The 15371-nt window shown below is 70.8% G+C and carries 15 protein-coding genes; 5 read left to right on the top strand and 10 right to left on the bottom strand.

Going from position 1 to position 15371, the window contains the following annotated elements; genetic code table 11:
- The first annotated feature begins 79 nt into the window (after positions 1-79).
- The 3 genes from OG841_RS25305 (at position 80) to OG841_RS25295 (ending at position 3836) form a co-directional block, all read left to right on the top strand.
- On the top strand, positions 80-910 hold the full coding sequence (locus tag OG841_RS25305; protein WP_328639395.1) for a class I SAM-dependent methyltransferase: 831 nt from the start codon (positions 80-82) through the stop codon (positions 908-910).
- 247 nt (positions 911-1157) lie between these two features.
- Complete coding sequence (locus tag OG841_RS25300) at positions 1158-2231, top strand: C40 family peptidase (protein ID WP_371566895.1); 1074 nt, start codon at positions 1158-1160, stop codon at positions 2229-2231.
- Positions 2232-2537: 306 nt separating this feature from the next.
- Entirely contained in the window at positions 2538-3836 is a 1299-nt protein-coding gene (locus OG841_RS25295) for a PP2C family protein-serine/threonine phosphatase (protein ID WP_328639397.1), read from the top strand.
- A 33-nt stretch (positions 3837-3869) separates the two neighbouring features.
- Here OG841_RS25295 and OG841_RS25290 read toward each other — a convergent pair whose 3' ends face one another.
- The 3 genes from OG841_RS25290 to OG841_RS25280 form a co-directional block, all read right to left on the bottom strand.
- The gene (locus tag OG841_RS25290; protein WP_030318102.1) at positions 3870-4208 is read right to left on the bottom strand and encodes a DUF2516 family protein; all 339 of its coding nucleotides are present in this window, start codon (positions 4206-4208) and stop codon (positions 3870-3872) included.
- Positions 4209-4352: 144 nt separating this feature from the next.
- Positions 4353-5030 (bottom strand): hypothetical protein, encoded by a 678-nt coding sequence (locus OG841_RS25285; RefSeq protein WP_328639398.1) that lies wholly within the window; start codon positions 5028-5030, stop codon positions 4353-4355.
- Positions 5031-5113: 83 nt separating this feature from the next.
- Positions 5114-5623 carry a helix-turn-helix domain-containing protein gene (locus OG841_RS25280; RefSeq protein ID WP_328639399.1) on the bottom strand — a complete coding sequence of 170 codons (510 nt, stop codon included), beginning with the start codon at positions 5621-5623 and terminating at the stop codon, positions 5114-5116.
- A 123-nt stretch (positions 5624-5746) separates the two neighbouring features.
- On the opposite strand from OG841_RS25280, the gene OG841_RS25275 reads away from it, so the two are divergent.
- Positions 5747-6487, top strand: a complete 741-nt coding sequence (locus tag OG841_RS25275; protein WP_371566894.1) for a VOC family protein — start codon at positions 5747-5749, stop codon at positions 6485-6487.
- A 364-nt stretch (positions 6488-6851) separates the two neighbouring features.
- On the opposite strand, the gene OG841_RS25270 is transcribed toward OG841_RS25275, so the two are convergent.
- The 3 genes from OG841_RS25270 to OG841_RS25260 are packed head-to-tail and all read right to left on the bottom strand — an operon-like array spanning position 6852 to position 8773.
- Positions 6852-7577 (bottom strand): class I SAM-dependent methyltransferase, encoded by a 726-nt coding sequence (locus OG841_RS25270; RefSeq protein ID WP_328639401.1) that lies wholly within the window; start codon positions 7575-7577, stop codon positions 6852-6854.
- Positions 7578-7634: 57 nt separating this feature from the next.
- Entirely contained in the window at positions 7635-8126 is a 492-nt protein-coding gene (locus OG841_RS25265) for an HAD domain-containing protein (protein WP_328639402.1), read from the bottom strand.
- A gap of 23 nt (positions 8127-8149) precedes the next feature.
- The gene (locus OG841_RS25260) at positions 8150-8773 is read right to left on the bottom strand and encodes an RraA family protein (protein ID WP_328639403.1); all 624 of its coding nucleotides are present in this window, start codon (positions 8771-8773) and stop codon (positions 8150-8152) included.
- Positions 8774-8930: 157 nt separating this feature from the next.
- Here OG841_RS25260 and OG841_RS25255 point away from each other — a divergent pair, with 157 nt between their 5' ends.
- Positions 8931-9773, top strand: a complete 843-nt coding sequence (locus tag OG841_RS25255; protein WP_328639404.1) for a nitroreductase/quinone reductase family protein — start codon at positions 8931-8933, stop codon at positions 9771-9773.
- A 126-nt stretch (positions 9774-9899) separates the two neighbouring features.
- Here the strand turns inward: OG841_RS25255 and OG841_RS25250 are convergent, their stop codons facing one another.
- From OG841_RS25250 to OG841_RS25235, 4 genes are all read right to left on the bottom strand, one after another.
- Positions 9900-11960 (bottom strand): HelD family protein, encoded by a 2061-nt coding sequence (locus OG841_RS25250; protein WP_328639405.1) that lies wholly within the window; start codon positions 11958-11960, stop codon positions 9900-9902.
- Positions 11961-12016: 56 nt separating this feature from the next.
- Complete coding sequence (locus OG841_RS25245; protein WP_328639406.1) at positions 12017-12625, bottom strand: TetR family transcriptional regulator; 609 nt, start codon at positions 12623-12625, stop codon at positions 12017-12019.
- A 30-nt stretch (positions 12626-12655) separates the two neighbouring features.
- Complete coding sequence (locus OG841_RS25240; RefSeq protein WP_328639407.1) at positions 12656-14524, bottom strand: aminoglycoside phosphotransferase family protein; 1869 nt, start codon at positions 14522-14524, stop codon at positions 12656-12658.
- A gap of 244 nt (positions 14525-14768) precedes the next feature.
- The gene (locus OG841_RS25235; RefSeq protein ID WP_328643782.1) at positions 14769-15236 is read right to left on the bottom strand and encodes a hypothetical protein; all 468 of its coding nucleotides are present in this window, start codon (positions 15234-15236) and stop codon (positions 14769-14771) included.
- Between the last annotated feature and the right edge of the window lie 135 nt (positions 15237-15371).

Here is a 15371-nt window from a genome sequence, read left to right as displayed (position 1 = left end):
CCGTTCGAAGGCCGGGTGCGTCGCGATGCGGTCGGGAGAGCGTGCGGTGGCCCGTCGCCCGCCGCATACCCTCGTAGGCATGACATCCCGCGCCGCCTCGCGCCCTGTGGGCACGGTCACGCGCGGGACGACCAATCCCAACCGGCTGCGCCGCATGGACCGCTGGATCGCGGCCGCGCACGGCGCCGAGCTGCGCCGCGCCGCCGATCCGGTCGCCGTCGATCTCGGGTACGGCGCCGCACCCTGGACCGCCGTCGAGTTGCTCGCCCGGCTCCGCGAGGAAGCTCCACGCACGCGCGTGGTCGGTGTCGAGATCGAACCGGCCCGGGTGGCGGCGGCGAAGCCGTACGAGCGGGAGGGGCTCGTCTTCCGGCACGGCGGGTTCGAGATCCCGGTCCCCCAGCGGCCGCTGCTCGTCCGGGCGGCCAATGTGCTGCGCCAGTACGACGAGGCCGAGGTGGCCGCCGTATGGGAGCGGCTGTGTGCCCGGCTGGCGCCGGCCGATCCGGCGCGGGGGTCGCGCGGCGGGCTGCTCGTCGAGGGGACCTGCGACGAGATCGGGCGTCGGCACGTGTGGGTCGCGCTCGGCCCGGAGGGGCCGCGGACGGTCACCTTCGCGACCCGGCTGGGCTCGCTGGAGCGGCCCTCCGACCTCGCCGAGCGGCTGCCGAAGGCGTTGATCCACCGCAACGTCCCGGGTGAGCCGGTGCACTCCTTCCTGCGCGACTTCGACCGCGCGTGGGCGGCCGCCGCGCCCTACGCGTCGTACGGCGCACGGCAGCGGTGGATCCGGACGGTACGGGACCTGACGGCCGACTGGCCGGTGATGGACGGGCCTTCGCGGTGGCGGCAGGGAGAAGTGACGGTGGCGTGGGGAGCGTTGGCACCGCGCGGGGTGGGGCACGCGTGAACCCCGGTGTACCCAGCGGGTGAACCCGCTCCAGGGGTGACCTGCGGGGAACGATCTACGTGAGTCGTTCGTCACAAAGGCGGGGAGATCGTCTTCGGGGGGCGGGGAGAGGGGGATGCACCGGGAAGCGCCGGGTCGCGAAGGGGCACGCCGGGAAGGCTTTCCTCTGTCGCTTTCGGCCATGACGTGGCACGATCCCCCGAGCACCGTAAGTTACTGACGGTAAATCAGCTTTGGGGGCAGAGGTATGGGAACGGGCAAGCGCGGTCTGATCGCCACGGCCGTGACCGTGATCGGCGCGGTAGCCGTGCTGGCGGTACCGGGCACCGCCTTCGCCGCCCCGAGTCCGACCCCCAGCCCCACGGCTTCGCCGAGCACCGTGACCAACAAGGACATCGAAGCCGTACGCAAGCAGCTCGACGCGCTCTATCACGACGCGGCCGTCGCCACCGACGCCTACAACGCCGCCGAGGAGAAGGCCGAGCAGCAGTCGGCGCAGATCGTCGCGCTGGCCCAGAAGATCGTCAAGGGCCAGGAGAAGCTGGCGAAGCTGAAGGCCCGCGCGGGCGCCGCGGCCGCCGCCCAGTACCGCAGCTACGGGCTGCCGGACGAGGCGCAGCTGATGCTGAGCGACGATCCGCAGGAGTTCCTGGACAGCACCGGCCGCGTTCTGCAGGGCCAGCGCGCCACCAAGGCGCTGATCGCGGAACTGACCCGGACCCAGCAGGACTTGAAGCAGTACGCCGCCGACGCCTCCGCGCAGTGGACGAAACTGGAGGCGAACCGCAAGGCGAAGGCGACGGCCAAGAAGAAGGTGCAGCAGCAGATCGCGGCGGCCGAGAAGCTCGAGTCCCAGCTGGAGGACAGGGAGAAGGAGCGCCTCGCCGAACTGGAGGAGCAGGCCGCCCATCAGGCGCAGTCCGCCTGGCTGGACTCCGGCATCCTCGACGAGATCGACGGCAAGGCGAGCGCGGCCGGGAAGATCGCGGTCGCCTTTGCGACGACCCAGATGGGCAAACCGTACGAATGGGGCGCCGAGGGCCCTGACTCGTACGACTGTTCAGGGCTGACCTCACAGGCCTGGGCGAGCGCCGGCAAGCCCATTCCGCGCACCTCGCAGGAGCAGTGGAAGCAGCTCAAGCACGTCGACGTCAAGGACATGCGGCCCGGCGACCTGATCATCTACTTCGACGACGCCAGCCATGTGGCGATGTACCTCGGCGACGGCGCGATCGTGCACGCGCCGCGGCCGGGGCGGACGGTGACGATCGCCGGGGCGGGGTCGATGCCGATCCTCGGGGTGGTGCGGCCGGACGCGTGAGCGCCGCCGAGCGACCGAGCGGGACCTGGATCAAGCGACACCTGGATGAAGTGAGACCCGGATCATGTGATGCGGGGCACGCCTGACGGTCCCGCAAACCTTCCGCGAACGTGACGTTCGTCATTCCCGCGGCACGCGCCATCTGTCCAACTGCGGTGGATAACGCGGCATATGACAGTGGCGACCGGCCAAGCAGCGTGTCTTACGCCATTCCTTTCCCGCCCCGGCACCCGCTATGGTCCCCGTCGGTGGATCGAGGTCCCTCGCTCCACCATGCCCTCGGGGGGAGGGAAGGAATCCGAGACCATGCCCGTACCCATACCGCGGCAGCGAGCGATCCCGGCCGTGGAAAGTGGTCAGGCGCCGGCCGCACCGAAGGACGCCCCCTCCACGGAAGCCCCGCGCAAGGAAGCCACGGTCGACAACAACGCCACCACCCAACTGAGCCTGCTGGTGATCGAGGACGATCCCCGCGGGTCCACAGTCCTCCCCGAACTCCTGGACTCGTCCGGCAAGCCGATCCGCGTCCGCACCGCCCGCAACCTCACCGAGGCGGAGCGGCTGCTCACGGACGACGTGCACTGCATCCTGCTCGACCTCGCGCTGCCCGCGCCCGGCCGCTCCGATGACGACGACGAGCTCGCCGTACTCCGTCATGTCCTGGAGCTCGCACCCCGGCACGCCGTCCTCGCGCTCACCGCGTCCGGCGACGCCGAGCGCGGTGCGGAGGCGGTGCGGGTGGGCGCCCAGGACTATCTCTTCCGGGACGAGCTGGACGGACGGCTGCTGAGCCGGGCGATCCGGTACGCGGTGGAGCGGAAACGTTCCGACACGGCGGAGCGCAGGCTCGCCGAGGGACGGGTGCGGGCGCAGGAGAACCGGCGCCTGGAGCGCGGGCTGCTGCCCACGCCGCTGCTGGAGGGGTCGTCCCTGCGGTTCGCCGCGCGGTACCGGCCGGGCCGGTCGCGTGCGCTGCTCGGCGGTGACTTCTACGACGTCGTACGGACTCCCGACGGGACCGTGCACGCGATGATCGGCGACGTCTGCGGGCACGGCCCCGATGAGGCGGCGCTCGGCGTGGAGCTGCGGATCGCCTGGCGTGCGCTGACCCTGGCGGGGCTGTGCGGGGACGAGCTGCTCGGCACGCTGCAGGAGGTGCTGGAGCACGAGCGCTCCGACGACGAGATCTTCGCGACGCTGTGCACGGTCGACATCGCGCCCGACGGGCGGCGGGCGGGGCTGTGTCTCGCCGGGCACCCGTCGCCGCTGGTGGCACGCCCGGGTCGGCCCGCACGGCTGCTGCCGTACGACAACAACGGGCCCGCGCTGGGCCTGCTGCCGGGGGCTCGGTGGCCTCGGATGCAGGTGGAGCTGGGGGCCGAGTGGAGTCTGATGCTCTACACCGACGGGCTGATCGAGGGGCGTGTCGGGGAGGGCGGCGAGCGGCTGGGGCAGGACGGAATGGTCGCCATGATCCGTCGCCAGCTGTCCGAAGGGCTGCGGGGCGAGGCACTGCTGCGGGCCGCGGTGAACGAGGTGCGCTCGCTCAACGGGGGCGAGTTGGCGGACGACGTGGCGGTACTGCTGCTCGACCGGGAGGGTTAGCGGTTCGCGCCGTAGAGGTGGCGGCCTGCGTGATCACCTGCCGCCGTTGTACGGGCCGTAAGGACCGTCACTGCTCGAACCCCTGCCCCGGCCGCTGCGGCCGCCGCCCGGCAGGGCGCGGATCGCCGGGCGTACGTCGACCATGTAGACGATCGTCGCGATGAGGCCGATGATCGGCAGGAACGACAGGATGTTGAAGATGAGGTTCACCACGAAGGCGAGCCCGAGGATGATCAGCCAGAAGGGCTTGGTCTTCTTGTCGGCCGCGCGGTAGGCGTCCTCACGGCGGATGGCAGCGTCGAACAGCGCGAAGCCGCTGAAAACGATCAGGGCCATGCTCAGCAGCCACATGAAGCCTGCGAACCCCTGCATCAGCACAACGTCCACCACCTGACTCGGCTCGTCATTTCGCGATTACGCGGTCACCGTACCCGCTCCCGCGAGTCCGCTACCCGCAGAACGGGCCGGGCACTCGGTAAGTGCCCGGCCCTGAGTCCCGAAGTGTCCCGCGGTGCCTTACTTGGCGGGCGGGGTCGTCTTCTTCGCCGTGGTCTTGCGCGGGGTGGCCTTCTTGGCCGTGGTGGTCGTCTTCTTCGCCGGGGCCGGGACGGCGGCCGTGGCCGTGGCGGGGGTGGGCTTCGCGGCCGGAGTCGCGGTCGCGGGCTTCTTGACCTCGCCCGGCTCGGCGTTCGGCTCGACGGCGATGGCCAGATCCTCGATCTCCTCGGCGGCCTCGCCACGCCAGGTCTTGACGGCCTGCTCGCCGTGCTCGGCGACCTTCTCGTAGGTCTCGCGGGCCTTGACGGCGTACTCGGCGGCGACGCCGACGCCGCGCAGGGCGAGGTCCTGGGCGGACTCGCCGAGCTTCTTCAGGTCCGCGTCGAGGGTGGTGCCGATCTTCTTGATGTCCCCGTCCAGGTTGGTGATGAACTCACCGACCTTGGTCTGGAGGGTCTCCTGCGTCTCCTTGACCTTGGCGCCGGCCTCCTTGGCACGGGCCTGGGCCTTCTCCTGGACCGCCTTCGGGTCGGTGCCGCGCACGGCCTCGATACGGGCCGGCGCCTCGGCGCGCAGCTGCTCCACCAGGCCGGGCACCTTCTTGGCCTCCTGGAGGGCGAGGTCACCGGCGCCGGCGAGGAAGTAGAGCGGGGTCGGGTCCTTGACGGCCTTGCGGATGTCGTCGGTGATGGCCATGGTGGTGGTCCTCCCGGGTCGCTTTCTGATGAGGGTTTTGGGTCCCGCGGTGCCAGTCGGCGTGCTGTGAGGCGTGTCGAGTCTCAACTGGCCGTCTGGTGCGGGTCGGCGTCGCTGCCGTCGGTCGTGCGGGGGTCTTCTACGGCGGTGTCGTCGTCCAGTACGTCACTGTCCTGGACGACGCTGTCCCGAAGGGCCGTACCGTCGCTCTGCGCGGCGGGTGCCGCGTCCGGCGGGGCTATCTCGAACCCGTTCTCCTTGCGGAAGGACTCGTAGATCTGGAGCAGCACCTGCTTCTGCCGCTCGTTGAGCGTGGGATCGGCGAGGATGGCCGCACGTGTCTCCACGTCGTCCCGGTCCCGCTCGGCGTCGAGGATGCCGGCCCGCACATACAAGGTCTCGGCGGAGATCCGCAGGGCCTTGGCGACCTGCTGCAACACCTCCGCGCTCGGCTTGCGCAGCCCGCGCTCGATCTGGCTCAGATACGGATTGGACACCCCGGCGGCATCGGCGAGCTGCCGGAGCGACAGCTGCGCGGTGCGCCGCTGTTCACGCAGGTATTCACCGAGATTGCCGACGTTGAGCGATGCCATGCCCCCACTGTGCATCACCAGCGCTAACTATTGCAAGCAGGCGCTTGCAATAGTGTGCCACACCACTCGTCTGCCTCATGTTCCAGACCTGGACGGACAGTCGCGGTACATAGGATCGCCGGTATGGCCCTGCGACCTGTTCAGGTGAACATCAAGGCTCTCGACGGGCCGGTGGTCGGCCGGTTCTGGGCGGAGGCGCTCGGCTGGGACGCCTACAGCCCCGGTGTGACCACCTACGTCGGCCCCGCGGGCGGACTCGTGTGGCCGGACCCGGTCGGTGTCGGCATCGACGTCGTTCCCGTTCCGGAAGCCAAGACGGCGACGAAGAACCGTGTGCATCTCGATCTCGCCACCACATCCGCGGCCCATCAGGCGGAGTTGGTCGCGCGCCTGGAGGCTCTTGGCGCGACGCCCGTCGACGTGGGCCAGGGCGAGGTGCCGTGGGTGGTCCTCGCCGACCCGGAGGGCAACGAGTTCTGCGTGCTGGAGCCTCGGGAGGTCTACCGGGACACCGGGCCGATCGCCGCGGTGGTGATCGACTGCGCGGATCCGCGGGCCATGGCCCGGTTCTGGGGCGCCGCGACGGACTGGACCCTGCACGAAGTGACCGACGATCAGGCGTCGTTGCGCTCCGCCGAGGGCGTCGGACCGTATCTCGAGTTCCTCCGCACGCCCGCCGTGAAGAGCGTGCCGGACCGCGTCCACCTCGACCTGCTGCCGCACCCCGGTGACGACCAAGCGGCGGAGGTGGCCCGGCTGCGCGCCCTCGGCGCCACCGACCTCGACCTCGGCCAGGGCGACGTCCCGTGGACGTGCCTGTCCGACCCGGAGGGCCACGAGTTCTGCGTGCTGTCTCCGTCCTGACGCGGAGCGGCCTCGGTCGCCGACCCCGGTGAGCGGGTTCCCGGTCGGCAGGTGGGCTTGCAGCATCCCTGTCACTCGGGGTGCCCGGTTGGTCCTGGCGAGGGTGCCGGCCCTCGTCCTGACCGGTGCGGAGAAGGCCAGTGGGGCGCGCTGGGCGCGCTGGACTGGCACACGACTCGGACCCGACGCCTACCGGACCTTCCGCTTCCGGCAGCGCAAGCACGCGTTGCCCTACGGCGCCGACGTCCTCGCCTACTGCTGCGCTGTGGCCGGCCTGCGGATCAGCGACGGGCAGGACGCCGTCGACCGCCACGCCCCCACCGCTGGGGTGCCCCTGCCGACACGACTTCAGCGCCGAGGCTGTTCAGGGGCGCCGCGCCACGAAGACCAGCTCCTTGCCCGGCCGGTCCGGCGCCTCCCGTACGTCCTCCACCACAAACCCCCGCGCGGCCAGCTCAGCCTCGACCTCTCCGCGCTCCCGGAAGCGCAACGTCGAGTCCGAGGTCAGTGTCCGCCCGTCCGCGGCGAACACATAGCTCCACCGGAAGGTCACCAACTGCCCTTCCACGCCGGTCACTTCGACCCAGCTCTCCACGGCTCCGACACCGGGCACATCCGTCACGGCGTACGACGCCTCCCGGTGCCACTCCTCCCAGGCCCGCCGCGCAGGGTCCCGCGTCTCGAACACCAGTCGCCCACCGGACCGTAGCGCCGTGTACGCACCCCTGAGCGTCCCCCTCCAGGCATCCGCTTCTACGATCTGCTGGGCGACGTTGGCCGTCATGGTCACCAAGTCGACGCGCAGCGGCGGAAGCTCGGACGCGTCCCCATGGATCCAGCGAACCCGCTCGCTCCCCGGCTTCCCCCGGGCCACGTCGAGCGAGGCGAGGGCGGGGTCGACCCCCACCACCTCGATCCCCCGCACGGCCAGCAACAGGGCGAACACCCCCGTCCCACAGCCGATGTCCAGCACCCGCCGCGCCCCGCACTCCTCCACCATCCGGAGATATGCGTCGAGGTCGCCGCGATCGGGTTCGAGCGCGTCGTAGATCGCGGCGAGCCGTGGATGGGTGAAGCCTTCGTCTGCCATGCGGGCGACCGTAGGGGGAGCGAGGCTCGGCCGACCACTCGATATCACCCGGCCCGGTCACCGCCCTCCTCTCGCCAGCCACTCCTCCAGCACCGCGAAGTCCCCTTCGGTGAGACCCACTTGGTGATCCACTCGGTGCAGGAGAGCCCGTTCGGGATGATGGGCAGCCACCCAGACCCGGTCGGCGTCGCTGATCTCGTCGTCGACCCAGACGAACGGTCGTCCGGCCGCCCAGGAGACCAGGGGGCGGGTCTTCCAGTGCAGGCCGGTCGCCCCGTCGTCGTCCGAGTCCGGCCAGTCCACGAGCGGCAGCCGGGGCAGTCCGAGCCAGGGCGCCAGAGCGGTGTTGGCGTCGTCCGCCCAGGTCGTGGCCCACACCAGCGCACAGCCCAGCGATGTCAGACGCGCGCCGAGCCCGGGATCGACACGGGTCAGCAGCGGATGGTCGGTGACGGCCCCGGCCGACGGAAAGGCCGGCTCGTACAGCGGATACGGCTCCGTCGCCCCGAACGGCAGCAGGGTCCCGTCGACGTCCAGGAAGAGAAGCACCTGCGGCCTCCAGCCCCCATCCGTCACCCCTCGAACCCGGCCTCCGCGAGGATCTCGTCGATACGGGCCCGATGTGCGCTCTCCCACGCGTCGAGCGTCTCGGCCTCCTCCTTCGTCAGCTTGGCGCGGGCAGCGGCGAGGACGTCGGACCTTCGCGCGGCGGGGACGACCACGACCCCTTCCTCGTCGGCGACCACCATGTCGCCGGCCTCGACCCGCACCCCGCCGCACCGCACCCGCACGCCCAGCGGCGCCACGGCCTTCTTCGCGGCCGGGATCGGGATGACCCCTCGGGCGAACACCGGGAAACCGGCCTCCCGCACCTCGGCGAGGTCGCGGATCAGCCCGTCGGCGACGAACCCTGCGATCCCCCGCCGTTGCGCGACCGCGCACACGTTCCCGCCGGCCAGGGCGTAGTCGAGGTCCCCCGACTCGACCACGACGACCGAGCCGGCCGGCGCCCGGTGGATCGCGGCGTGCAGCATGAGGTTGTCGCCGGGAGGGCACCGTACGGTGAACGCCGGCCCCGCCACCCTCGGCACCGGCCCCCACAGAGGCCGGATCCCGATGTCCATGACCTGGTCCCGACCGAGCAGATCGGCCAAGGTGGTCGTGGGAATGTCCGCAAACTCGGTGGTCTCGATCATGCCCCGGACGTTACCGTGCGTGCATGACTGCCGGGTCGGCCTTGTGCCGTGAGCGAGTTGGGTGCCCGGCCTCTGAGTGAGGCCGGCGCGGGCGAGGAGTCCGCCGCTTTCTCTGAGTCGTCCAGGAAATGACCGGAGACCAGAGAAAGCAGAGAGAGTGACCAACCCATTCCAGGACTTCAACCAGCGGATCATCGACGAGTTCCGCGCCCATCACGGCCGGGTCGGCGGCCCCTTCGAGGGCGGCCGCCTGATCCTCCTCACCACCACCGGGGCCCGCACCGGCACCCCGCACACCACCCCGGTCGGCTACCTTCCCGACGGCGGCGACCGCATCCTCGTGATCGCCTCGGCGGGCGGCTCGCCCCGCCACCCCGACTGGTACCGCAATCTCGTCGCGCACCCTCAAGTCACCGTCGAGAGCGGGGTGTTCACCTACGAGGCGAAGGCAGTCGTGCTGGCGGGCGAGGAGCGGGACCGGGCCTTCGCACGGGCCGTGGAGTCGGACCGCGGCTGGGCCGCGTACCAGGAGAAGACCGACCGCGTCCTCCCCGTGGTCGCCCTGCACGAGATCGTCCGCCCGGGCCCGCCGAACATCAACGCGTCGTCCCCCGGCGAGGCCATCAGGCTCGTCCACGACGCCTTCCGCCGCGAACTCGCCCTGATCCGAAAGGAGTTGTCCTCCGGGGCCGGCAGCCTCGGCGCGCAGCTCCGGGTCAACTGCCTGACGTTCTGCCAGGGACTGCACAACCACCACACCGGCGAGGACGTGGCGATGTTCCCGTTCCTGGCCGACCGCCACCCGGAGTCGGCTCCGGCCATCGACCGCCTGCGCACCGAGCACGAGCACATCGCGGCCCTGATCGAGGAGTTGCGGCAGACGCTCTCCGGCACGGACCTCGACGCGGTCCGCCCCGAGGTCGACCGCCTGACGACCGAGCTGGAGGCCCATCTGACCTACGAGGAAGAGCAGTTGATCCCCCTCCTCGACCGCGCCTGACCCGCGGCGGGCCACCGCGCCTGACCCACGACAGGCGGCCGCCGCCGTTTTGGCGCGGTGGCCGCCGTCACGGGGCTCTCCACGGGTGGCCCGTCACCCGGCCACCCACGGTCGGCCGCCACCGCGCTAGAACGGCAGTGGCCGCCCGTGCACCACCACCAGCCGTGACACCGCCCGGGTCAGCACGACATACAGCCGGTGCAGCCCGCGCTCCTCCGCTTCCGCGATCACGGCCGGCTCGACGGCCACGACATGGTCGTACTCGAGTCCCTTGACCACACCGGCCGGTACGACACTCACCCGCGCACCGAGCTCGTCCGGTCCGGCGGTGGCGATGCCGGCCGCGTCGAGGGCCTGCCGTACGCGTTCCACATCGGCGTCGGCGGCGACGACCCCCACCGAGCCCTCGTGCGCGAGCGATTCCCGTACGGCGTCCACGACCGCTCCCGGCAAGGCGTCCAGGGATGTGGGGCGCATGCTCAACTCCCCGTCCCCGCGCAGGGACCGCCCCTCCGGCACCGCCACGTCCAGCTGCGCGAGGAGCCGGTTGGCGAGCTGGACGACGGCCTGCGGGACACGGAACCCGATGGTCAGCGGTACGACGGCCGCGTCCGGTTTGCCGAGATGGCGCAGGACGGTGTGCCACGAGCTGGCCGCCCAGGGCGTGGTCGCCTGCGCCAGGTCACCGAGCACGGTGACCGACCCGAAACGGGCCCGGCGGGCGATCGCCCGGCACTCCATGGGCGACAGGTCCTGCGCCTCGTCCACGACGAGATGGCCGTATCCCTCAGGATGCTCCACGAGCCCGGCGACCTCGTCGAGCAGCACCAGATCGGCGGCCGACCAGCGCGCCGACTTCCACGACCGCGGCGGCTTGGTCCACAGCAGGTTCTTCTGCTCCTCGGAGTCGAGGATCCCGTCGGCGGCGGCCGCCAACTCCTCGCGGTCAGTGAGCAGTTCGGTCACTACTTCCTCGGGCCGCGCCTTGGGCCACACGGTGTCGAGGAACGCCCCGAGCACCCGGGACCGCGAGACCCGCTGCACCCACGCACCGTTCTGCGGCCCGGCCCGCCGCTCGGCCTGCAGCTGCACACTCCGCACCACCCGGCTGCGCACCCGCTCCCGTCCGGTCGAGTACGGCGGTTCCTCCTCCCGTACGTCCGCCACGATCCGCGCGAGTCCACCGGCCCCGACCCGCCACTGGTACGAACCGTCCTTGATCTCCAGCGAGTCGACCTGCGCGGTCGACACCCGCGCGTACAGCGCCCGGCGCAGCACCTCCGCCATCCGGGGGTCGTGCTTGAGGACGGCGGTGGGGTGGGCGTCGGTGGCGGTGACCGGGTGGCGGGCGATCTCGTCCTGGAGCGTGGACTGCCGTACGCCGGTCTCGCCGAGCGCGGGCAGCACCTGCGCGATGTAGGAGAGGAAGGTCCGGTTGGGCCCGAGGACGAGGAGCCCACCGCGCCGCATCCGCTGCGGGTGGGTGTAGAGGAGATAGGCGGCCCGGTGCAGCCCGACGGCGGTCTTGCCGGTGCCCGGAGCCCCCTGCACACACACCGAAACGGCGAGGTCCCCTCGTACGAGATCGTCCTGCTCGGGCTGGATGGTGGCCGCGATGTCCCGCATGGGCCCGACCCGGGGCCGTTCGATCTCCCGGGCGACGATGTCGCTGACCTGCGGCGGCCCGCCGTCCCGGAGGTGTTCGTCCTCCAGCCCGGTGAGATCGGCGGACGCCCCCTTGCTCCCCGGCGCCCACCCGAACCGGCGCCGCACCGCGACACCCTGCGGATCGCGGGCGCTCGCCTGGTAGAAGGCGCGGGAGACGGGGGCACGCCAGTCGACGACGAGGGGCGGGGCGGCGGGATGTTCGGTGATCCGCAGCCGGCCCAGGTGATACGCCTGCCCGGCATGGTCGCCGCGGTCGAAGTCCAGCTTCCCGAAGAACAGGGGCCCTTCGGGCAGCTCCCGCATCTCCTTGGCCTGACTGCGCAGCTGATACCCGAGCACCTCGGCGTCCGCCCCGGAAGCGGAGACGTCCTCGCCGACGACGACCTGCTCCTGGGCGCCGTCGATCATGGCGGCGAGGGCGGTACGGCAACGGTCGTGGTGGATGCGCTCGCGGTGGAGGGCCTCTTTCAGGGCGGGATGGGGCGGGTGGGCCCGGTTGGCGGGGTCGGCTGACGTCATGGGGACGAGCGTACGCGAGAAAATGAAACCGGGTTAAATCTTTTACCCGCTCTTATTCAGCTGAGCCACGGCAGACCGTCCGCCAGCCCCCGGAAGGCCCGCTCGGCCGCGGCCACGGCATCCCCGCGCACGTCCTCGACCGTCTCCCCCTTGGCGATCCGCCGCCAGTTCTCCATGGCGAGAATCCGCCGCACGGCGATGATCTGCCCCGCCGCCAGCCGCGCGTCGAGATCGCCCCCGAGCACGTCGGCGAGCGCGGCCTCCTGCCGCTCCAGGTGCCCGTGGGCACGGGCGACCAGGGCGGGGGTGCCGTAGAGCAGCGAGTGGAAGGCGAGGACGCCGGGGTGATCGTTGAGCCCGGTGACGGGATCGTCCCGCTCCAGCCCGTCGAGGAAATGCTGCCGGAGGGCGGCAAGGGGCGGCTCGTCGGATTCGACCACCACCCGCGCCGCCTCGTCCTCGTGATCGGCGATCCGGTGGAGGACGAGGTCCTCCTTGGCCGGGAAGTACCGGAAGAGGGTGGGCTTGGAGATCTCGGCGGCGGCGGCGATCTCGGCCACGGAGACGGCGTCGAAACCCTTCTCCAGGAAGAGACGGATGGCGATCTCCGACAGGTTCTCGTACATCCGCTGCTTCTTGCGCTGGCGCAGGCCGAGGTCATTCATGGCCGTGAGCCTACGCACCGGGACCGGGAGTCAGGACGCCCTGAGCGAGGCGGGTGCCTTCGGCACGACCCGCCTGCGCAGCCCGAGCGAGCCGGTCGCGGCGGACAGGGTCATCTCGTACGCGTCGACGGCCCGCCGTACGTTCGGGGTGCTCAGCGCGGCCCCTGTCGTCATCCGGTCCAGGTCGACGTAGGCCGAGCGAATCTGTTCGATCCAGCGGTAGACGCGCCAGTCACGCTCCCACCCCTCGACACAGTCGGAAGGAAGCTTCCTGCTCCAGCGCTCGAACATACGCATCCGCATCTCCGTGCGCGTCGGCGTCAGATGCAGATGGCGTACGAGGTCGTACAGGGGGTCGCCGATCATCCCCATCTCCCAGTCGATGATCGTCAGCCCTCCCCGGCGACCGGCACGCACCAGATTCCAGGGGTTGAGGTCGCCGTGCAGCAGAACCGGGGTGCGCTCGGTCACCTCGTAACGGCCGAGGATCCGCCGGAGCACTTGGCCGTCCGGCAACCCCCGTCGGTCGGCGGCCTGCAAGGTCTCGGTGGGGAGGTCGTCGACGAAGCCGGCGAGCCGTTCGGCCAGCCAGCGGTAGAAGCCCCCCTTCGGCTCGTCGGACGGCAAGGACGAGTGGTCCACCTTCGCGAGCGCGGCGAGTTCGTCGACGAGTTCGTCCGCCTCGGCGGGCAGCAAACCGTCCACGGGATGCTGAGGAGCCAGGCCCTTGGGGCCCTCGAACGTGTGGATCGCGAAGTGGCGCCCGCGATCGTCATACCCGAGCGCCAGGATTCGCGGTGCCCGGATCTGCGCGCCGGACCGCTCGATCACCTGCAGCACGGCGTGTTCCGGGAGGAGTCCTTGCTCACGGCGAGGAGCCGCCGCGGTTTCGCGACGAACCACCACGGGTCCCGGAGCCTCCTCCAGGTCGACGACGGTGTTGAGGTGAGCCGTCCCGCGGAAGACCCGGTCGGCCGGGGCGACGCCCTCCACCGCCAGCGCACGGCGCACCAGGTCCGACGGGAAGTCGTCCCGCTCGGGGACACGGTCATCGCGCCGCCACCGGAACAGCGCGTCCGGCACCTTCGCGCCCCCCTGCGCGAGGCGCGCGGCCTGCCAGCGGAAGAGGGCGTCCGCGATCTCCTTCTCGGGCGGTACCTCGGACATGCCGAGCAGGCCGGTCGCACGCTCCAGGGCCGTACCGATGTCGGCGGCCGCCGACAGCAGGCGACGGTCCTCGACCGAGTCGCCGAGGGACTTCGCCGCGCGGATCACGTCGTCGTACGCGGCGTGGATGCGCTCGAAGTCGACGTAGTACCGGAAGTCCCGGCCGAGACCGCTGACGGCGAGGGGCCTGGTGCGCCGCATCTCGGACGCCCACTCCTGGACGACCTCGTCCACTTGGTACTCGGGGTAGCGCATCCGCACCACGTAGCTGGCGAGACCGTGCAGTGGGTCTCCGTACGACGCCGAGGTCCAGTCGAGACGGGCCACCGAGAGCTTGGGATCCTCCAGGACGATCACGTTGTCCCGGGTGAGGTTGGTGAGCAGGAGGCCGTAGGGGCGGCGGGACAATGCGGGAACCTGCTCGGCGTACCGGGCCAGCGCGTCGCCCGGTACGCCGAGCACGGCGAACAGCCCGCCAATCGCAGTCCAGTCGGGAGCGAACATCCGCTCCTTCGCATGCCGCACGAGCGTGTCCAGATAGGCCCGGCTGTCCCTTTCGTTGCGCGACCACTCGGCCGGCAGCGGGGGCAGTGCGTCCTTGCGCACGAGGCCCAGACGTGTGAGGAACCGGGTCAGGAGGCCGACGACCAAGGAGTCGATGGGCTTGTCGGGCGGGCAGGTTTTGGCCAGCACCTCGGCCCCTGGCCCGGAGGAGACCGCCGGCGTTCGCACGGAGATCTCACCGATGTACCCATTCCTGCGAAATGCCGTAAGAACGGCATCCCGGACTTCGCCCCCGCGGTCAGGCCAAGCCCCGATCGCCACTCATGCTCCTGCCACGCTAGTTCTAAACATCCAAAGTGCTGCGCATCCAAGAAAATTGAGGCACACGATAGCGGCCCGCGCCCGTTCACAAGGCCTTAATGCGCCCTTTGGAGCGACACGTGTCGGACATGTCTGGGCCTTGCCGGAGCTTTTAACGCCCCCGTGCCCACTTCGTTACGTCGCCGGCAGTCGCCACGTCGAGGCGTATCAAGGTCGAGCCCGGGCCCAGGACGTCCCAAGCATTCATCTCGGTGTCGTCGTCCATCAGGATCGCGCGCTCCACGATCTTGTACGGGCCCAGAAACCCCTCGACACCGCGCCGCAGATACAGCTTGCGCGTCGGAACGAGCGGCACCTCGCGGACTTTCACCGAGACGTCCGCCACCAGCCCGTCCGTCCTGAGGTTGCGCAGGGCGTTACGCACGGACGAGGTGTGCCGCCGAATGATCTCCCGGGTCCGGACCTGGAGGATCCGGTCCAACTCCTGCACATCCGCGGTGGCGGATTCCTGCGCCGACCTGGCCCGTGGATACGGCAGCTCGATCGTGTCGGACGGCAGCAGTATCCGGAGCGCGGTGTCGAGGCTCTCCGAGGTGAACGTGAAGACGTCCAGTTCCACGACCGGTTGAGCGAAGGCGCGGGCGACGAAGGTCCCGGTGCAATGCGGCCGGGGCAGCCTTCGCCTGCGTCGTCAGGGAAATGGGGAGCGCCGCTCGGACCCTGGAGCCGCTGCCCTGGCGCGATGCGATCCAGC

This window comes from Streptomyces canus, assembly GCF_041435015.1.
Taxonomy (GTDB): Bacteria; Actinomycetota; Actinomycetes; order Streptomycetales; family Streptomycetaceae; genus Streptomyces; species Streptomyces canus_G.
This window is presented reverse-complemented; position numbering and strand designations above follow the sequence as displayed.